This is a genomic window from Streptomyces huasconensis, assembly GCF_021028635.1.
Taxonomy (GTDB): Bacteria; Actinomycetota; Actinomycetes; order Streptomycetales; family Streptomycetaceae; genus Streptomyces; species Streptomyces huasconensis.
Genome location: NZ_CP086119.1, coordinates 1,905,712 through 1,924,723, shown reverse-complemented (window position 1 = coordinate 1,924,723; position 19,012 = coordinate 1,905,712). Strand labels below are relative to the sequence as shown.

Below are 19,012 nucleotides of genomic sequence, written 5' to 3'. Positions count from 1 at the left end.
GGAATGAGCTATCCGCTTTTCGAGAAGCGCTCCATCATGTAACCTGCACGAAATTTCGCCAGGGCCAACGTCGTCCCTCGCCACATGTAGTTGCCTCGACGACGACGGGAGTGCCGATGCGTACCCACGCCTGGTCGCCCATGGACGGTCGCCCCGCCCCCCAGGGGATGTACGACCCCCGTAACGAACACGACGCCTGCGGTGTCGGTTTCGTGGCCACCCTGACCGGTGTTGCCAGCCATGAGCTGGTCGAACAGGCGCTGACGGTACTGCGCAACCTCGAACACCGCGGCGCCACCGGCTCCGAGCCCGACTCGGGTGACGGCGCCGGCATCCTGCTCCAGGTGCCCGACGCGTTCCTGCGCGAGGTGGCCGGATTCCAGCTGCCCGCGGCCGGCGCCTACGCCGTCGGTATCGCCTTCCTGCCGGTCGACACCGCCGGCACCACCGACGCCGCCGTCTCACAGATCGAGACGATCGCCTCCGAAGAGGGCCTCACCGTCCTCGGCTGGCGCGACGTCCCCGTCGCCCCCGAGCTGCTCGGCGCCACCGCCCGCTCGACGATGCCGGTCTTCCGGCAGCTCTTCGTCGCCGACGGCGAGCACACCGGCCTGGAGCTGGACCGCAAGGCGTTCGTGCTGCGCAAGCGCGCCGAGCGCGAGGCCGGGACGTACTTCCCCTCGCTCTCCGCCCGCACCCTCGTCTACAAGGGCATGCTGACCACCGGCCAGCTGGAGCCGTTCTTCCCCGACCTGTCCGACCGCCGCTTCGCCACGGCCGTCGCGCTCGTCCACTCCCGCTTCTCGACGAACACGTTCCCGAGCTGGCCGCTCGCACACCCGTACCGCTTCGTCGCGCACAACGGCGAGATCAACACCGTCAAGGGCAACCGCAACTGGATGCGCGCCCGCGAGTCCCAGCTCGCCTCCGACCTGTTCGGGGCCGAGAAGCTGGACCGGATCTTCCCGATCTGTACGCCGGACGCCTCCGACTCCGCGTCCTTCGACGAGGTCCTCGAACTCCTCCACCTCGGCGGCCGCTCCCTGCCGCACTCCGTGCTGATGATGATCCCGGAGGCCTGGGAGAACCACACCTCCATGGACCCGGCCCGGCGCGCCTTCTACCAGTACCACTCCACGATGATGGAGCCCTGGGACGGCCCGGCCTGCGTCACCTTCACCGACGGCACCCAGGTCGGCGCGGTCCTCGACCGCAACGGCCTGCGCCCCGGCCGCTACTGGGTCACCGACGACGGCCTCGTCGTCCTCGGCTCCGAGGTCGGCGTCCTCGACATCGACCCCGCGAAGGTCGTCCGCAAGGGCCGTCTCCAGCCCGGCAGGATGTTCCTCGTCGACACCGCCGAGCACCGCATCGTCGAGGACGACGAGATCAAGGCCGCCCTCGCCGCCGAGAACCCGTACCAGGAGTGGCTGGAGACCGGCGAGATCGAGCTGTCCGATCTGCCCGAGCGTGAGCACATCGTGCACACGCACGCCTCCGTCACGCGCCGCCAGCAGACCTTCGGCTACACCGAGGAAGAGCTGCGCATCATCCTCGCGCCGATGGCCAAGACCGGCGGCGAGCCGCTCGGCTCCATGGGCACCGACACCCCCATCGCGGCCCTGTCCGAGCGCCCGCGCCTCATCTTCGACTACTTCACGCAGCTGTTCGCGCAGGTCACCAACCCGCCGCTGGACGCCATCCGCGAAGAACTCGTCACCTCGCTGCACAGCAGCCTGGGCCCCCAGGGCAACCTCCTGGAGCCGACCGCCGCGTCCTGCCGCAGCGTCACCCTGCCCTTCCCGGTGATCGACAACGACGAGCTGGCCAAGCTCATCCACATCAACGCCGACGGCGACATGCCCGGCATGAAGGCCGCGACCCTCTCCGGCCTCTACCGCGTCAGCGGCGGCGGCGACGCCCTCGCCGCCCGCATCGACGAGATCTGCGCCGAGGCCGACGCCGCCATCGAGGCCGGCGCCCGCCTGATCGTCCTCTCCGACCGGCACTCCGACGCCGAGCACGCGCCGATCCCCTCGCTGCTGCTCACCTCCGCCGTCCACCACCACCTCATCCGCACCAAGCAGCGCACCCAGGTGGGCCTGCTGGTCGAGGCGGGCGACGTCCGCGAGGTCCACCACGTGGCCCTCCTCATCGGCTACGGCGCCGCGGCCGTCAACCCCTACCTCGCGATGGAGTCCGTCGAGGACCTCGTCCGCGCGGGGACGTTCCTGCCCGGCATCGAGCCCGAGCAGGCCATCCGCAACCTCATCTACGCCCTCGGCAAGGGCGTCCTGAAGGTCATGTCCAAGATGGGCATCTCCACCGTCGCCTCCTACCGCGGCGCCCAGGTCTTCGAGGCCATCGGTCTCGACCAGGCCTTCGTGGAGCGGTACTTCAGCGGTACGACGACGAAGATCGGCGGCGCCGGACTCGACGTCATCGCCCAGGAGGTCGCCGCCCGCCACGCCAAGGCCTACCCCGCCTCGGGCGTGCCCTCCGCGCACCGCGCGCTGGACATCGGCGGCGAGTACCAGTGGCGCCGCGAGGGCGAGCCGCACCTGTTCGACCCCGAGACGGTCTTCCGCCTCCAGCACTCCACGCGCAGCCGCCGCTACGACATCTTCAAGCAGTACACCGGCCGCGTGAACGAGCAGTCCGAGCGGCTCATGACCCTGCGCGGCCTCTTCGGCTTCAAGTCGGACCGCCCCTCGATCCCCCTCGACGAGGTCGAGCCCGCCTCCGAGATCGTCAAGCGGTTCTCGACCGGCGCCATGTCGTACGGCTCCATCTCCAAGGAGGCGCACGAGACCCTCGCCATCGCCATGAACCAGCTGGGCGGCAAGTCCAACACCGGTGAGGGCGGCGAGGACGCCGAGCGCCTGTACGACCCGGCGCGCCGCTCCTCCATCAAGCAGGTCGCCTCCGGCCGCTTCGGCGTCACCAGCGAGTACCTCGTCAACGCCGACGACATCCAGATCAAGATGGCCCAGGGCGCCAAGCCCGGCGAGGGCGGCCAGCTGCCCGGCCACAAGGTCTACCCGTGGGTCGCCAAGACGCGGCACTCGACGCCCGGCGTCGGCCTCATCTCGCCGCCGCCGCACCACGACATCTACTCCATCGAGGACCTCGCCCAGCTCATCCACGACCTCAAGAACGCCAACCCGCAGGCCCGTATCCACGTGAAGCTGGTCTCCGAGGTCGGCGTCGGCACGGTCGCCGCGGGCGTCTCCAAGGCCCACGCGGACGTCGTCCTCATCTCCGGCCACGACGGCGGTACCGGCGCCTCCCCGCTGACCTCCCTCAAGCACGCGGGCGGCCCCTGGGAGCTGGGCCTCGCCGAGACCCAGCAGACGCTGCTGCTCAACGGCCTGCGCGACCGCATCGTCGTACAGACCGACGGCCAGCTGAAGACCGGCCGGGACGTCATCATCGCCGCGCTGCTCGGCGCCGAGGAGTTCGGTTTCGCGACCGCGCCGCTCGTCGTCTCCGGCTGCGTCATGATGCGCGTCTGCCACCTCGACACCTGCCCGGTCGGCATCGCCACGCAGAACCCGGCGCTGCGCGAACGGTTCTCCGGCAAGGCCGAGTACGTCGTGAACTTCTTCGAGTTCATCGCCGAGGAGGTCCGCGAACTCCTCGCCGAGCTGGGCTTCCGCTCCATCGAGGAGGCCGTCGGCCACGCCGAGCTGCTCGACACCGACAAGGCCGTCAAGCACTGGAAGGCGCAGGGCCTGGACCTGGAGCCGCTCTTCCACGTGCCCGCGCTGCCCGCGGGCGCCGTGCGCCACCAGGTCACCGTCCAGGACCACGGCCTGGAGAAGGCGCTCGACAACGAGCTGATCAAGCTCTCCGCCGACGCGCTCGCCGCCTCCACCGCCGCCGACGCGCAGCCCGTGCGCGCCCAGGTCGCCATCCGCAACATCAACCGCACGGTCGGCACCATGCTCGGCCACGAGGTGACGAAGAAGTTCGGCGGCGCCGGTCTGCCCGACGACACCATCGACATCACCTTCACCGGCTCGGCGGGCCAGTCGTTCGGCGCGTTCGTGCCGCGCGGTGTCACCCTGCGCCTGGAGGGCGACGCCAACGACTACGTCGGCAAGGGCCTCTCCGGCGGCCGCATCATCGTCCGCCCGGACCGCGGCGCCGACCACCTCGCCGAGTACTCGACGATCGCCGGCAACACCATCGCGTACGGCGCGACCGGCGGCGAGCTGTTCCTGCGGGGGCGCACCGGCGAGCGCTTCTGCGTCCGCAACTCGGGTGCCACCGTGGTCTCCGAGGGCGTGGGCGACCACGGCTGCGAGTACATGACCGGCGGCCACGCCGTCGTCCTCGGCGAGACCGGGCGCAACTTCGCGGCCGGCATGTCCGGTGGCATCGCGTACGTCATCGACCTGGACCGCGACAACGTCAACGCGGGCAACCTCGGCGCCGTCGAGGAACTGTCCGACACCGACAAGCAGTGGCTGCACGACGTGGTGCGCCGCCACCAGGAGGAGACGGGCTCGACCGTCGCCGAGAAGCTGCTCGCCGAGTGGGACGTGGCGGTGGGCCGCTTCAGCAAGATCATCCCCAGCACGTACAAGGCAGTGCTCGCCGCCAAGGACGCCGCCGAGCGAGCCGGTCTCTCCGAGACCGAGATCACCGAGAAGATGATGGAGGCGGCGACCAATGGCTGATCCCAAGGGCTTTTTGAACCACGGCCGCGAGGTCGCCAAGACCCGCCCGGTCGGCGAGCGCGTCCGCGACTGGAACGAGGTCTACGTCCCCGGCTCGCTCCTCCCGATCATCTCGCAGCAGGCCTCGCGCTGCATGGACTGCGGCATCCCGTTCTGCCACAACGGCTGTCCGCTCGGGAACCTCATCCCCGAGTGGAACGACTACGCCTACCGCGAGGACTGGCAGGCCGCGCAGGAGCGGCTGCACGCCACGAACAACTTCCCGGAGTTCACGGGCCGCCTGTGCCCGGCCCCGTGCGAGTCGGCGTGCGTCCTCGGCATCAACCAGCCGGCCGTCACCATCAAGAACGTCGAGGTCTCCATCATCGACAAGGCGTGGGAGACCGGCGACGTGGCGCCGCAGGCGCCCGAGCGGCTCTCCGGCAAGACGGTCGCCGTCATCGGCTCCGGCCCGGCGGGCCTCGCCGCCGCCCAGCAGCTGACCCGCGCCGGTCACACCGTCGCCGTCTACGAGCGCGCCGACCGCATCGGCGGCCTGCTGCGCTACGGCATCCCCGAGTTCAAGATGGAGAAGCGGCACATCAACCGCCGCATCGAGCAGATGCGGGCGGAGGGCACCAAGTTCCGTACCGGCGTGGAGATCGGCCGGGACATCGACGCGATGAAGCTGCGCAAGCGGTACGACGCCGTCGTCATCGCCGCGGGCGCCACCATCTCCCGTGACCTGCCCGTCCCGGGCCGTGACCTGAACGGCATCCACTTCGCCATGGAGTACCTGCCGCTCGCGAACAAGGTGCAGGAGGGCGACTTCGTGGCGCCCCCCATCACCGCCGAGGGCAAGCACGTCGTCGTCATCGGCGGCGGCGACACCGGCGCGGACTGCGTGGGTACCGCCCACCGCCAGGGCGCCGCCTCGGTCACCCAGCTGGAGATCATGCCGAAGCCGGGCGAGGACCGGGCGCCGCACCAGCCGTGGCCGACCTTCCCCATGCTGTACAAGGTCACCTCCGCGCACGAGGAGGGCGGCGAGCGGGTCTACTCCGTCTCGACCACGCACTTCGAGGGCGACGAGGACGGCAACGTCCAGTTCCTTCACCTCGTCGAGGTCGAGTTCATCGACGGCAAGCTGACCCAGAAGCCGGGCACCGAGCGGAAGATCCCCGCCCAGCTGGTCACCCTCGCGATGGGCTTCACCGGCACGGACCGCGAGAACGGCCTGGTGGACCAGTTCGCCCTGGAGCTGGACGAGCGCGGCAACATCGCGCGTGACGCCGACTTCCAGACCAACGTCCCCGGTGTCTTCGTCGCCGGCGACGCGGGCCGCGGCCAGTCGCTCATCGTCTGGGCGATCGCGGAAGGCCGCTCGGCGGCCCGCGGCGTCGACCGCTTCCTCACCGGCGTCAGCGACCTCCCGGCCCCGATCCGCCCCACGGACCGCGCCCTGACGGTCTAGCCCCGCCCCCTCCGTACGGCCCTTGCCGTACGACCCCTCATACGTCCCGTACAACGACGTACGGAACTGAAGCGGCGCCCGCCTCGTCCCCGACCGGACCTGGGCGGGCGCCGTGGCATGTGCCGAGGTGCCGCTCCCCGATACCCCTGCGTTGCAAGTGACGCAATGCTATGAGCGTATGTTGCGTCACTCGCAACCGTCATTACGGTTCGGCCGCTTATACCAATGGGTCTAGACCGCCTCGGTCCGGTGTGACCACAATCGCTCCCACCAATCGGAACCTGGAGGGGGCCGGCATGAAGCGACGTGTCATCGCGGCTGTTGCTGTCGCCATGAGTCTCGGACTGACCGCCACGGCATGCGGCGGCGACGACGGTGACGACGGCGGCAAGGCCACCGACGGCAAGGGCAAGACCCTCACCGTGTGGATCATGGAGGGGACCAACCCCGACGCGCGGCCCTTCTTCAAGGAGGCCGGGGACGCCTTCGAGAAGAAGACCGGCGCCAAGATCAAGGTCGAGTACCAGCAGTGGGCCACCGCCCAGAAGAAGTTCACCACCGCCATCGAGGGCGGCGAGGACCAGGTGCCCGACGTGGCCGAGGTCGGCACGACCTGGGTGCCGCAGTTCGCCGAGACCGACGCGCTCGTCGACGTCACCGACGAGGTGAAGAAGTCGCGGCTCGGCGACGACCTGGTCGAGGGCCTGAAGGACGCGGGCACGCTCGACGGCAAGCAGTACGGCATGCCCTGGTACGCGGGCGTCCGCTCGCTCGTCTACCGCAAGGACCTCTTCGCCAAGCACGACATCAAGCCCCCGACCACGTGGCAGGAGCTGCGGACGGCCGCGAAGACGCTCAAGGAGAAGGAGCCGAACCTGGTCGCCTTCCCGGTGGCGGGCGGCGCCGAGATGTTCGCGGCCCCCTTCGTGTGGGGCGCGGGCGGCGAACTGGCCACCGAGTCCGGCGGGAAGTGGAAGTCCGGCATCAACTCGCCCGAGGCCGTCAAGGGCATCGAGTTCTACACGGGCCTCGCCACCAAGGACAAGGTCTCCCCGGCCAAGGTCAGCACCTGGACGGAGAAGGAGGTCGGCGAGGCCTGGAACAAGAGCGAGATCGGGATGTCCATCGGCGGCAACTGGACCCCGAAGGCGATCGTCGACAAGAACCCGTCCGTCAAGGGCAAGCTCGGCGCCGTGCCGCTCCCGGGCGAGAACGGCGGCATGAGCAAGTCCTTCCTCGGCGGCTCCTACCTGTCCACGTTCAACACGGACAAGAAGGAACTCGCCTGGGAGTTCGTGAAGATGCTCACCACCGGTCAGTTCGCCGCCAAGTGGGCCGAGCAGACGAACTACTTCCCCGGCCAGAACTCCGAGCTGGAGAAGATCGCGGCGAAGAAGGACCCGCTGGTCGAGCCGTTCGCCACGCAGATGCTGGAGGCCGGCGCCACGGTCCCCAAGACCAAGGCGTACGGCGAGATCCAGGCCTCCAAGGTCATCCCGCGCATGGTCCAGTCGATCCTCACCGGCAAGGCGTCCGTCCAAGAAGCGGCCGACAAGGCCGCCGAGGACATGGACGCGATCTTCGCCAAGGACAAGTGACGAAGGCGGCCCGGCACCGTGAAAGGCACGGCCGGAAAAGACACGACTGGTAAGGACGCGCGACTGTGAAGGACGCGACTGTCGTGAAGGACACGCTCGTCGGCGAGGGCGGCGGCGGACCCGAGGCCACGGTCCGCCGCGACCCCGCGGGGTCCGACGGCGGCGCCGAGGCCGCCCGCCGCCGCAAGAAATGGGTCACCCTCACCCGCCCCTGGCTCCTCCTCACCCCCTCCCTCCTCGTCCTCGCGGGGCTCCTGCTCTGGCCGCTGATCCAGGTCGGCAAGCTCTCCCTCCAGGACTACGAGGTCAAATTCGGCGGCGGCGTAGGGACGTTCACCGGCTTCGACCACTACAGCGACCTGCTCGGCAGCGACCTGCTGTGGCGGACCGTCCTGCCCAACACCGTCTTCTTCGCCGTCGCCTGCGTCGGCCTGACCGTCGCCCTCGGCACGCTCGTGGCGCTGCTCCTCAACCGCCTCGGACCGACCTGGCGGCTGATCTGCTCGATCGCGATCCTCGCCGCCTGGGCCATGCCCGCGGTGACGGGAACGTACGTATGGATCTGGCTCTTCCAGCCGCAGGACGGCATGGTCAGCCAGCTCGCCGGATCGGTCGGCCTGATCGACCCGGAGACCACCAACTGGTTCACCGAGCGCGGCCCGTTCTACGCCATCGCCACCCTCAACGTCATCCACCACGGCTTCCCGTTCGTCGCCATCACCGTCCTCGCGGGACTCATGACGATCCCCAAGGAGCTGTACGAGGCGGGGGAGCTGGACGGCGCCAACGCCTGGCAGCGGTTCTGGAACATCACCGTGCCGACGATCAAGCCGGTCTTCCTGGTGGTGACCATCCTCTCCACCATCTGGGACTTCAAGGTCTTCACCCAGATCTACCTGATGCCGGGCGGCGACGGCTCCAACCCCGAGGTCTACAACCTCGGCGTCTACTCCTACATCGAGGCGTTCGCCAAGAACGACTACGGCGCGGGCGCCGCCGCCGCGGTGCTGCTCACCGTGCTGCTGCTGATCATCACCGTCGTCTACATCCGTACGCTCTTCCGGCAAGGGGAGGAGGAACTGTGACCGCCCGCACCCGTACCCGCACGCACACCCGCACCACCCTCGCGAGCCGCGTCGGCCTGCCGGTCGCCGTCGCCGCGCTCCTCGTCTTCACTCTCTTCCCCGTCTACTGGATGATCTCCACCGCCCTCGACCCGAAGGCGCTCACCCGCGGCTCGGACGTGCTGCCCAGCGGCCTCAGCCTCGAACACTTCGAGTTCGTCTTCGACAAGGGCAACTTCGGCACGTACCTGCTGAACTCGGCGCTCGTCGGCCTCGCCACGATCGCCGCCGCCGCGCTGCTGTCGCTCTTCGCGGCCATCGCGGTGGCCCGCTTCAAGTTCCGCTTCCGCACCTCCGTACTGATCATGATCCTGATCGTGCAGATGGTGCCGCTGGAGGCGCTGGTCATCCCGCTCTTCATCCAGATGCGGGACTACGAGATGCTCAACTCCCTGCTGGGGCTGAGCATCGTCTACATCGCCCTCTCGCTTCCCTTCGCCATCTGGACGCTGCGCGGCTTCGTCGCCACCGTCCCCAAGGAGGTCGAGGAGGCCGCGTACATCGACGGGGCGTCCTGGCCGCGCATGTTCTGGTCCGTGCTGCTGCCGCTGGTCGCGCCGGGGCTCGTCGCCACGTCGATCTTCGCGTTCATCACGGCGTGGAACGAGTTCGTCTTCGCGTACACCTTCATGAAGGGCAGCGACAAGTACACGGCGGCCGTCGGCATCTACCAGTTCTTCGGGGAGAACTCGACGTCCTGGGGCCCGGTCATGGCCAGCTCCACGCTGGTCACGCTACCGGTGATGATCTTCTTCGTGATCGTCCACCGGAAGCTGGGCTCGGGCCTGGCCGCGGGCGCGGTCAAGGGCTGAGCGCGCAGGCCGCCCAGGGGCAGTACTCGGGGAGGCGTTCGAGGGCCAAGGCAGAAGGGAGCGGGCGCGTACCCTCGGCCGCTGCGGGCCGCCGCGGTGGCGGTCCGCCGGGGAGAACGGAGCGGCGCATGGACTCGACGACGACCGGCAGGGGTTCCGCGATCAGTCTGCGCAAGGTGGAGGAGTCGGCGCCCGCGCTCGTCAGCCTCTACCAGAGCGCCGGGGTGTCCCTGCGCAAACACGGCCTTCAGGGCGCCCGCGCGGCGGTCTACCTCGTCGTCGACTACTCGGGGTCCATGCGGCCGTACTACCGGGACGGCAGCGTCCAGGCCCTCGCGGACCGGGTGCTCGGCCTCTGCGCGCACCTCGACGACGACGGGACCGTGCCCACCGTCTTCTTCTCCACGGAGGTCGACGCGGTGACGGAGATCGCGCTCGACGACCACCGCGGCCGGATCGACGCGATCGTGGCCGGGCTCGGGCACATGGGGAAGACCAGCTACCACCTGGCGATGGACGCCGTCATCGACCATTACGTCGACCACGCCGACGGCGGCTCCGCCCCGCCCGCCCTGGTGATCTTCCAGACCGACGGCGGACCGATCAACAGACTCGCCGCCGAGCGCTACCTGTGCAAGGCGGCGAGACTGCCCCTGTTCTGGCAGTTCATCGGCTTCGGCGATCCGACGAGCAAGCAGTTCGACTATCTGCGCAAGCTCGACGAACTGGCCGTGCCGGCCAAGCGCCCGGTCGACAACGCGGGCTTCTTCCACGCCGGGAACGACCCGCTGGACCTGCCGGACGAGGAGCTGTACGACCGGCTGGTGGGGGAGTTCCCGGCATGGCTCGCGGCGGCCCGGGCGGCCGGGATCGCGGCCTAGCGAGGTCGGCGTCGGTCAGCTCGCTCAAGGCGTCGGCGCGGGACATGGCGGAGTCCTCGCCAGGGGGCAGGGGGGCAGGGGGGCAGGGGGGCGGGTGGCGCAGGTCTCCCCGGCCCGGGAACAACGACTCCGCCAGACGTGTTAAAGTTGACGTGTTGCAGTTTTGGTACCCATGGACTTTATGTGCGCCTGACGGGAATGCTCCGAGGGCGCATTATTGTTTTTCCGGTTCTCTCCGGTATGGGGGTCATTGCAGCGCTGGAGATTGGCAATTCCGCGATTCTCCATTCACTGCCCCTGTTGAGGAGATTGACATGGCAACCGGCACCGTTAAGTGGTTCAATTCGGAAAAGGGCTTCGGCTTCATCGAGCAGGACGGCGGCGGCCCCGACGTCTTCGCCCACTACTCCAACATCGCGTCCTCGGGCTTCCGTGAGCTCCTCGAGGGCCAGAAGGTTTCCTTCGAGGTGACCCAGGGCCAGAAGGGCCTGCAGGCCGAGAACATCGTTCCTGCCTGATCGTCGCAGCGCGCGAACCTCACAGCCGAGGCCCGCACCGGAAGGTGCGGGCCTCGGCTTGCGCTGTCATCGGGCCCTACGGGCCCACGAGCCGCCCCCAGGCTCAGAGGTCCGGAAAGTCCAGCGACCAGGAAGGCATTACTGCATGAACCGCTCCGAAGGCCCGGCACGACCCGCCCGCAAGCGGCCCGCGAACGCAGCAGGAAAGGGCAGGCCGGCCGGCCAGGCGAAGGGCTCCGCACATTCCGCGAAGAAGCCCGGAAGCCGTAAGCCGAAGCCGGCGCAGGGCGGCGAGTTCGCACTGCCCGAGAGCCTCACGCCCGCGCTGCCCGCCGTCGAGGCCTTCGGTGACCTGGACATGCCCGAGGCCCTGCTGAAGACGCTGGCCGCCCAGGGCGTCACCGAGCCCTTCCCGATCCAGGCCGCGACCCTCCCCAACTCCCTCGCGGGACGCGACATCCTCGGCCGCGGCCGCACCGGCTCCGGCAAGACCCTCGCCTTCGGCCTCGCGCTGCTGGCCCGCACCGCCGGGCACCGCGCCGAGCCGAAGTCGCCGCTCGCCATGGTCCTCGTCCCCACCCGCGAGCTGGCCCAGCAGGTCACGGACTCCCTCACGCCGTACGCGACGTCGGTGAACCTCCGCATGGCCACCGTCGTCGGCGGCATGTCGATCACCAAGCAGTCGGGCACGCTGCGCCGCGGCGCCGAGGTCCTGGTCGCCACCCCCGGCCGCCTCAAGGACCTGATCGAGCGCGGCGACTGCGACCTCTCACGGGTGCGCGTCACGGTCCTCGACGAGGCCGACCAGATGGCCGACATGGGCTTCATGCCGCAGGTCACGGCGCTGCTCAAGCAGGTCGAGCAGGGCGGCCAGACCATGCTGTTCTCGGCGACGCTGGACAAGAACATCGACCGGCTCGTCCGGATGTTCCTGAGCGACCCCGTCGTGCACTCCGTCGACCCGTCCGCGGGCGCGGTCACGACGATGGAGCACCACGTCCTCTACGTCGCCGACGAGACGGACAAGAAGGCCGTCGCCATGCGGATCGCGGCCCGCGAGGGCCGCGTGATCATGTTCCTGGACACCAAGCGCGCCGTGGACCGCTTCACCAAGCGGCTCCTCGCCAACGGCGTCCGCGCCTCCGGCCTGCACGGCGGCCGCTCGCAGCCGCAGCGCAACCGCACGCTGGACCAGTTCAAGACCGGCCAGGTCACCGCGTTGATCGCGACGAACGTGGCGGCGCGCGGCATCCACGTCGACGACCTCGACCTGGTCGTGAACATCGACCCGCCGGCCGACCACAAGGACTACCTCCACCGCGGCGGGCGCACCGCGCGGGCGGGCGAGTCCGGCAGCGTCGTCACCCTCGTGCTCCCCGAGGAGAAGCGGGAGATGACGCGGCTGATGTCCGACGCCGAGATCAACCCCCGCACGGCGCGGATCACCTCCTCCGACGAGGAACTGGTCCGCATCACCGGCGCCCGGGAGCCCTCCGGCGTGCCGGTGGTCATCGAGACGCCGCAGCCGCAGCAGCCCGCCCAGACCTCGCAGCGCCGCCGCCGGCCGCGCGGCGGCGGTGGCGGGGGCGGCGCGGCCTCCGGGCAGGGCGGACAGCAGCGCAGGGTGCCCCGGCAGGGGCAGGGCGGTCCGTCCCGTGACGGTGCCGGTTCCGCCGGGGGCGGGGCCGGGGCGGGGCGCGCACGCCGCGGCCGCTCCGGTGGCGGCGCCCAGGGAGGCCGCCGCAGCGCGGCGTGACACCCCGGGGAGGCCAGGGCCCGTCCCCGGTCTCCCCACCCCCGCCGTTCGGCCCGAAGCCCTGCGGGACAATGGTGAGCCGTACCGTACGAGGAAGTTCTCAAGGAGCCCGCCCGATGCCACCGGAGCGCGAACGCGTCGCGTTGCCCCTGTTGCAGGACGACCGCGCCGCCCTGCGTGCCGACTGCGGCAACTGCTTCGGCCTCTGCTGTGTGGCCCTCGCCTTCTCCGCGTCCTCCGACTTCGCGCGGAACAAGGCCGCGGGCAAGCCGTGCGGCAACCTCCAGGCGGACTTCCGCTGCGGCATCCACCGCGAGCTTCCGGCCGAGGGCTACCGGGGCTGCACCGTGTACGACTGCTTCGGCGCGGGCCAGCACGTCTCGCAGGACACCTTCGGCGGCCGCGACTGGCGCTCGGACCCGGCCACCGCCCAGCAGATGTTCGAGGTCTTCCCGGTCATGCGGCAACTCCACGAACTCCTCTGGTACCTGACCGAGGCGCTCACACTGCCGCAGACCAAGCCGATCCGCTCCGACCTGCGCACGTGCCTCGCCCGGACCGAGGAGCTGGCCCAGGGCACCCCCGAGGCCATCACCGGGACCGACGTCGCGGCGCACCGCCAGGACGTCAACGTCCTCCTCCTGCGCACCAGCGAACTCGTGCGCAAGGGCGTCGGCGGCAAGAAGAAGGACCGCCGAGGGGCGGACCTCTTCGGCGCCCGGCTCAAGGGCGCCGACCTCAGGGGCGCGAACCTGCGCGGCGCCTACCTCATCGCCGCCGACCTGCGCGACGCCGACCTGAGGACGGCCGACCTGATCGGCGCCGACCTGCGCGACGCGGACCTGCGGGGCGCCGATCTCACCGGCGCGCTCTTCCTGACGCAGACGCAGGTGAACGCCGCCCGGGGAGACGCCCGCACGAAGCTCCCCGGCACGCTCACCCGCCCCGGCCACTGGTCCGCGCCCTGAGCCACGGCTAGGCGTCGCACTCCAGGACCGTGCGGCACAGCGCGCACCGCGCCCGTACCCGTCCCCGCGCCGGCACCCGAATCCGCTGGAGGCAGGTGGGGCAGGGGAACGACACCCGCAGCGCCCCGAGCCCGTCGGAGGAGAACGCGTACGTCCCGTCCCCGGGGCCCGTCCCGTGCTCGCGTGCGTACCGCCGGTCCTTCGCGTACCGCCGCCTGCCGGCCCATCCGGCGGCCGTCAGCGGCGGCTGCTGCTCGTCGCGGCGGGCCTGGGCGAGGCCCTTGGTGTACGCCGTGTACGCCTGGGCGCTGGTGAACCACGTCTCCGGCGCCTCGCCGAAGGCCAGCGCCCGCTTGGCGAGGACGTAGCCGAACTCCTCCGGGGTGAGATAGCCGAGCTTCTGCGAGGAGACGCCGTCCTCGCGGTAGGCGTCAAGCAGCAGCCAGCCGGCGCCGAGGTACGCGGCGGCGGTGTCGGTGAGGATCTCGTTGTCGCGGGTGCCGGGGAACGACAGGTCGAGCCGGTGCAGGTACACGTGCATGACCTCGTGGGCGAGGGCCGCGCCGATGTCGCGCCGGTGGGTGCGGAAGCGGTCGTTCAGCTCGATGAAGTACTCGGGCCCCGCGGTCAGTTCGACGTTCGCGGCGTGTTCCATCCCGCGGAAGCTGACGATCACGCGGGCGTCGGGCAGGCGCAGGTGCCGCACCATCTCGCGGGCCACCCGCTGCACCCCCAGGTGCAGGTCGTCCTGGTCGCCGAAGGCCACGTCGGCGGGGGCGACGCTGGTGTCGAAGGTGCGAACGGTGTCGTACGAGAGGCGTCGGTACAGCGCGGTGAGGGCGGCGCGCACGGTCTCCAGGTGGGGGTAGCCGTGCACGACAGGGCCGCCGCCGACCGTCATGTCCGTACCCCCTGATGTCAGCCATCGGGACAGTGGAACCCGGCTCCACTGTAAGCGGGCCGCGGGCACCGGGAGCGGACCGCACGGCGAGCGATGGCCGGAAACCGCCCCTTGTCCTGAGCGGACACCGATCTCCATAATCCGCAGCAACGCTTTGTCGGGCTCATGCCATCCGGGCGGTCGAAACGGGCGGCAAGGGCCTGCCCTCGCGCGCGCTCCCCTCATCAACCCCCCACGAAGGGCAGACAATTGAAGACCAAGCTGCGTGGAGTCAAGAGAGCCGCCACCCTCGGCACGATCGCGCTCGCCGCCCTGAGCCTGCAGCCCGTGGCCGCGTCCGCCGCCCCCGCCCCGGGTCCCCAGCCGGGCGAGCGTGTCGTCGGAGGGACCCCCGCCAAGCAGGGTGAGTTCCCGTTCATGGTCCGTCTGTCGATGGGCTGCGGCGGCTCCCTGTACGCCAAGAACATCGTGCTGACCGCGGCCCACTGCGTCGACGGCTCCGGCAACAACACCAGCATCACCGCCACCGCCGGCGTCGTGGACCTCCGGAGCTCCGCCGCGATCAAGGTGAAGTCCACCAAGGTCCTCCAGGCCCCCGGCTACAACGGCAAGGGCAAGGACTGGGCGCTCATCAAGCTGGCCAAGCCCATCGACCTGCCCACGCTGAAGATCGCCAAGGACACCAGGTACAACAAGGGCGACTTCACCGTGGCGGGCTGGGGCGCCGACCGGGAAGGCGGCGCCCAGCAGCGCTACCTCCTCAAGGCGACCGTCCCGTTCGTCAGCGACGCCGACTGCAAGGCCGCGTACGGCGCCGACCTCACGCCCGGTGAGGAGATCTGCGCGGGCAACCTCGCCCAGGGCGGCATCGACACCTGCCAGGGCGACTCCGGCGGCCCCATGTTCCGCAAGGACGAGGCCGGCGCGTTCATACAGGTCGGCATAGTCAGCTGGGGCAACGGCTGCGCCCGGCCGAAGTTCCCCGGCGTCTACACCGAGGTGTCGACGTTCGCCGCGGACATAGAGAAGGCGGCGGCGGGTCTGTGACGTCCCGCTGACCCGGTGCGGGGCGCCCGGGCCCGGGCGCCCCGCCATCCGCAGCTAAGTCCAACACCTGTCCCCGCTTTGTCCATAGGCGCCCCCGCACACCCCGGCGCATCGTGATCGGCACCGATTCCGTCCCGTGGAGGGGTGCCGCATGCCGCCGTCAGACAGGTCAGGGCCGAGCCGCAGAGCCGTCGTCGCCACCGGTGCGCTCGCCGGGGTGGGAGCCGCCCTCAAAGCGGGCCCGGCCGCGTACGCCGCAACACCTGCGTCGCCCGAAGTGACCCTGCGCTCACGCCAGTTGGACGTACGCGTCGCCACCGCTTTCCCGCACGTCATCGCGTACACCGACCGCGCGAGCGGCGCCGTCCTGCACGGAGCCACGGACACCGCCACCACGGTCCTGATCGACGAGACCGCGCACACCCCCCAGGTGACCGCCTCGGCGCACGACGCCCGCATCACGTACGCACTCGCCTTCGAGGGCGGCACCCGCATCGACGTCGAGATCGCCGTCGAGGGACGCCACGTCCACTGGCGCGTCACGCGGATCGCCGACACGGACGCCCTGCGCGTCGGCACCCTGCGCATCCCCGGCCTCACCCTGCTCGCCGTAGGCGACGACCAGCCCGGCGCCGCCCTCCTGGCCGCCAAGGTGCAGCTCGACAAGGCCAAGAGTGGCGACACCCTGATCCGGCCGGAGAAGGACACGCCCGCCGCGGCGGCCACCGGCTGCGCGTACGCCGTCGTCGCCCACGACCGGCTCGGCGGCGCCATCGAGACGAACACCGTCTACGACAAGCCCACCAGCGCGGCCGGGACCACCTGGGACAACGGCCGGCTGTGGCACGAGACGGTCAGGACCGGCGGCCGCGTTGAGGTGCGGCTGACCCCGGGACAGTGGACCCACCGGGCCGCGACCGCGCCCGTGGCCGCCACCGAACCCCTGCCCTACGCCACCGTCGTCATCACCGGCGACCGCAACGGCGACGGCAAGGTCGACTGGCAGGACGCCGCGATCGCCTTCCGCGACATCATGGTCACCCCGCTCGGCGCCGACGAACAGCACCTGCGGGTCATCCCGCACATCCCCTTCAACTTCGCCTCCCAGGCCACCAACCCCTTCCTCGCCACCCTCGACGACGTCAAGCGCATCCACCTCGCCACCGACGGCCTGCGCCAGTACACCCTCCTCAAGGGCTACCAGTCCGAAGGCCACGACTCCGCCCACCCCGACTACGCGGGCAACCACAACACCCGCGCGGGCGGCCTCGACGACCTCAACACCCTCGTCCACGAGGGCAGGAAGTGGCACAGCGACTTCGGCGTGCACGTCAACGCCACCGAGTCCTACCCCGTCGCCCGCGCCTTCTCCGAGAAACTCGTCGACAAGAACAACAAGCAGTGGGACTGGCTCGACCAGAGCTACCGCATCGACCAGCGCCGCGACCTGGTCTCCGGAGACATCATCCGGCGCTTCGCCGACCTGCGCGCCGAGACCGACCCGGCCCTCAACACCCTCTACATCGACGTCTTCCGCGAGTCCGGCTGGACCTCCGACCGCCTCCAGCGGGCCCTGCGCGACCAGGGCTGGACCATCACCACCGAATGGGGCCACGGCTTCGAACGCTCGGCGGTCTGGTCGCACTGGGCCACCGAGACCGACTACGGCGGCGACACCTCACGCGGCATCAACTCCCGCCTGATCCGCTTCGTCCGCAACCACCAGAAGGACGTCTTCGCCGACAAGTGGCCGACCCTCCTCAGCATCGCCCGCATGGGCAACTTCACCGGCTGGATCGGCAAAACCGACTGGCACGCCTTCTACGACCTCATCTGGACCCACTCCCTGCCCGCCAAGTACCTCCAGGCCTACCCCATCAAGACATGGGACGAGCACGAGATCACCTTCCTCGGCCCCACCCGGACCACCGTCTCCGACGCCCACGAAGGCAAGCGGCGCATCACCACCGACGGACGCGTCGTCTACGAAGCGGGCCGCTACCTCCTGCCCTGGGAGCCCCGCAAGGCCACCGATCCCGCCAAGCTCTACCACTACAACCCCTCCGGCGGAACCAGCACCTGGCGCCTCCCGCGCGCGTGGGCGGGCCGCTCCCGCGTCGCCCTGTACCGGCTCACCGACCAGGGCAGGGTCTTCGCGTCATACGTCCCCGTGCGCGGCGGCAAGGTCACCCTTAACGCCGAGCCGAAGCAGCCCTACGTCCTCTACCGCGAGCGCGCCGCCGCCCTGCCCGACCCGAAGTGGGGCCAGGGCACACCGCTGCACGACCCGGGCTTCCACTCCGGCTCCCTGAAGGGATGGCGGGTCAGCGGGCCCGCCACCGTGCAGCGCAGCGCCCTCGGCGACTACGAACTGGTCATCGGCGCGGGCGGCGCCGCCTCCGTCGGACAGCGCCTCGCCCGCCTCAAGGCCGGTGCGTACGTGGCGTCCGTGCAGGTCGAGGTCGGCGAGCGGGCGGGGGAGCGGCGCACGGCGTCCCTGGAGGTGCGCACCGCCGACGGCGTCACCGCCGCCAACCACACCAAGACCTCCACCGCCACCAACTACGTCGCCGCCGACCGCAAGCACGGCACCCGCTTCCAGCGCATGTTCACCCGCTTCACCGTCCCCGAGGGCGGCGGCACCGCCGAGCTGACGCTGCGCGCCGCGGCGGGCCACGCGCGCGTGCGCTTCGACAACGTACGGGTGGTCGCGGCCCACCCTGTGCCGAAGCGGCCCCGCGGCACCCTCGTCCACGAGGACTTCGAGCACGTCCCGCAGGGCTGGGGCCCCTTCGTGAAGGGCGACGCGGGGGGCGCCACCGACCCGCGCACCCACATCGCCCAGCGCCACGCCCCGTACACACAGCGCGGCTGGAACGGGAAGGCCGTCGACGACGTCATCGACGGCGGCAACTCCCTGAAGTCACGCGGCGAGAACACCGGCCTCGTGTACCGCACAATGCCGCACACCGTCCGCTTCACACCCGGCAGGCGCTACCGCGTCTCCTTCCGGTACGAGAACGAGAAGGCGGGCCAGTACGCCTGGATCACCGCCGTCGACGAACCCGCACCCCGCGAGACGGACCGCAAGGAACTCCCCGTCGCCACCGAACCCACCACGCTCGCCTACGAGTTCACCGCCCCCGCCGACGGCGAGGCCTGGGTGGGCCTGCGCAAGACCGGCGACGACGGCGAGGCCGAGTTCGTGCTCGACGCCTTCCAGGTGACCTCCGTGACCGAGGACTGAGCGGGCGAGGGCGGCCCCACGC

General features: G+C 70.4%; 12 protein-coding genes. 11 read left to right on the top strand and 1 reads right to left on the bottom strand.

Translation table 11 applies throughout. The annotated features are described in order from the left end of the window. Positions 1–116 precede the first annotated feature (116 nt). The 9 genes from gltB (at position 117) to J2N69_RS08590 (ending at position 13,795) form a co-directional block, all read left to right on the top strand. Positions 117–4,685, top strand: a complete 4,569-nt coding sequence (gltB, locus tag J2N69_RS08630; RefSeq protein WP_230900211.1) for a glutamate synthase large subunit — start codon at positions 117–119, stop codon at positions 4,683–4,685. Next, the gene (locus tag J2N69_RS08625) at positions 4,678–6,138 is read left to right on the top strand and encodes a glutamate synthase subunit beta (RefSeq protein WP_230900210.1); all 1,461 of its coding nucleotides are present in this window, start codon (positions 4,678–4,680) and stop codon (positions 6,136–6,138) included. Before gltB ends, J2N69_RS08625 begins: the two co-directional genes overlap by 8 nt. A 296-nt stretch (positions 6,139–6,434) precedes the next feature. Then, positions 6,435–7,736: a sugar ABC transporter substrate-binding protein gene (locus J2N69_RS08620; protein WP_230900209.1), complete on the top strand. Its 1,302-nt coding sequence runs from the start codon at positions 6,435–6,437 to the stop codon at positions 7,734–7,736. Between the two features lie 65 nt (positions 7,737–7,801). Next, positions 7,802–8,821, top strand: coding sequence for a carbohydrate ABC transporter permease (locus tag J2N69_RS08615; protein ID WP_230900208.1), 1,020 nt, complete (start codon positions 7,802–7,804; stop codon positions 8,819–8,821). Next, positions 8,818–9,672 carry a carbohydrate ABC transporter permease gene (locus tag J2N69_RS08610; protein ID WP_230900207.1) on the top strand — a complete coding sequence of 285 codons (855 nt, stop codon included), beginning with the start codon at positions 8,818–8,820 and terminating at the stop codon, positions 9,670–9,672. Before J2N69_RS08615 ends, J2N69_RS08610 begins: the two co-directional genes overlap by 4 nt. A gap of 128 nt (positions 9,673–9,800) precedes the next feature. Then, positions 9,801–10,553: a VWA domain-containing protein gene (locus J2N69_RS08605; protein WP_230900206.1), complete on the top strand. Its 753-nt coding sequence runs from the start codon at positions 9,801–9,803 to the stop codon at positions 10,551–10,553. Positions 10,554–10,867: 314 nt separating this feature from the next. Continuing rightward, positions 10,868–11,071: a cold-shock protein gene (locus J2N69_RS08600; RefSeq protein WP_030362889.1), complete on the top strand. Its 204-nt coding sequence runs from the start codon at positions 10,868–10,870 to the stop codon at positions 11,069–11,071. 145 nt (positions 11,072–11,216) lie between these two features. Continuing rightward, complete coding sequence (locus J2N69_RS08595; RefSeq protein WP_230900205.1) at positions 11,217–12,827, top strand: DEAD/DEAH box helicase; 1,611 nt, start codon at positions 11,217–11,219, stop codon at positions 12,825–12,827. A gap of 116 nt (positions 12,828–12,943) precedes the next feature. After that, positions 12,944–13,795, top strand: a complete 852-nt coding sequence (locus J2N69_RS08590; protein ID WP_230900204.1) for a pentapeptide repeat-containing protein — start codon at positions 12,944–12,946, stop codon at positions 13,793–13,795. A 7-nt stretch (positions 13,796–13,802) separates the two neighbouring features. On the opposite strand, the gene J2N69_RS08585 is transcribed toward J2N69_RS08590, so the two are convergent. Beyond that, positions 13,803–14,696 carry a hypothetical protein gene (locus J2N69_RS08585; protein WP_127912903.1) on the bottom strand — a complete coding sequence of 298 codons (894 nt, stop codon included), beginning with the start codon at positions 14,694–14,696 and terminating at the stop codon, positions 13,803–13,805. A gap of 249 nt (positions 14,697–14,945) precedes the next feature. On the opposite strand from J2N69_RS08585, the gene J2N69_RS08580 reads away from it, so the two are divergent. Next, on the top strand, positions 14,946–15,743 hold the full coding sequence (locus J2N69_RS08580; protein ID WP_230900203.1) for a S1 family peptidase: 798 nt from the start codon (positions 14,946–14,948) through the stop codon (positions 15,741–15,743). Positions 15,744–15,894: 151 nt separating this feature from the next. Continuing rightward, positions 15,895–18,990, top strand: coding sequence for an endo-alpha-N-acetylgalactosaminidase family protein (locus J2N69_RS08575; protein WP_230900202.1), 3,096 nt, complete (start codon positions 15,895–15,897; stop codon positions 18,988–18,990). The last annotated feature ends 22 nt before the right edge of the window (positions 18,991–19,012 follow it).

Bases quoted from the DNA above. Each gene is read 5' to 3' on its own strand.
- J2N69_RS08600 (WP_030362889.1), top strand. From the start codon at position 10,868: ATGGCAACCGGCACCGTTAAGTGGTTCAATTCGGAAAAGGGCTTCGGC.
- J2N69_RS08575 (WP_230900202.1), top strand. From the start codon at position 15,895: ATGCCGCCGTCAGACAGGTCAGGGCCGAGCCGCAGAGCCGTCGTCGCC.
- J2N69_RS08585 (WP_127912903.1), bottom strand. From the start codon at position 14,696: ATGACGGTCGGCGGCGGCCCTGTCGTGCACGGCTACCCCCACCTGGAG.
- J2N69_RS08595 (WP_230900205.1), top strand. From the start codon at position 11,217: ATGAACCGCTCCGAAGGCCCGGCACGACCCGCCCGCAAGCGGCCCGCG.
- J2N69_RS08620 (WP_230900209.1), top strand. From the start codon at position 6,435: ATGAAGCGACGTGTCATCGCGGCTGTTGCTGTCGCCATGAGTCTCGGA.
- J2N69_RS08625 (WP_230900210.1), top strand. From the start codon at position 4,678: ATGGCTGATCCCAAGGGCTTTTTGAACCACGGCCGCGAGGTCGCCAAG.
- J2N69_RS08605 (WP_230900206.1), top strand. From the start codon at position 9,801: ATGGACTCGACGACGACCGGCAGGGGTTCCGCGATCAGTCTGCGCAAG.
- J2N69_RS08590 (WP_230900204.1), top strand. From the start codon at position 12,944: ATGCCACCGGAGCGCGAACGCGTCGCGTTGCCCCTGTTGCAGGACGAC.
- gltB (WP_230900211.1), top strand. From the start codon at position 117: ATGCGTACCCACGCCTGGTCGCCCATGGACGGTCGCCCCGCCCCCCAG.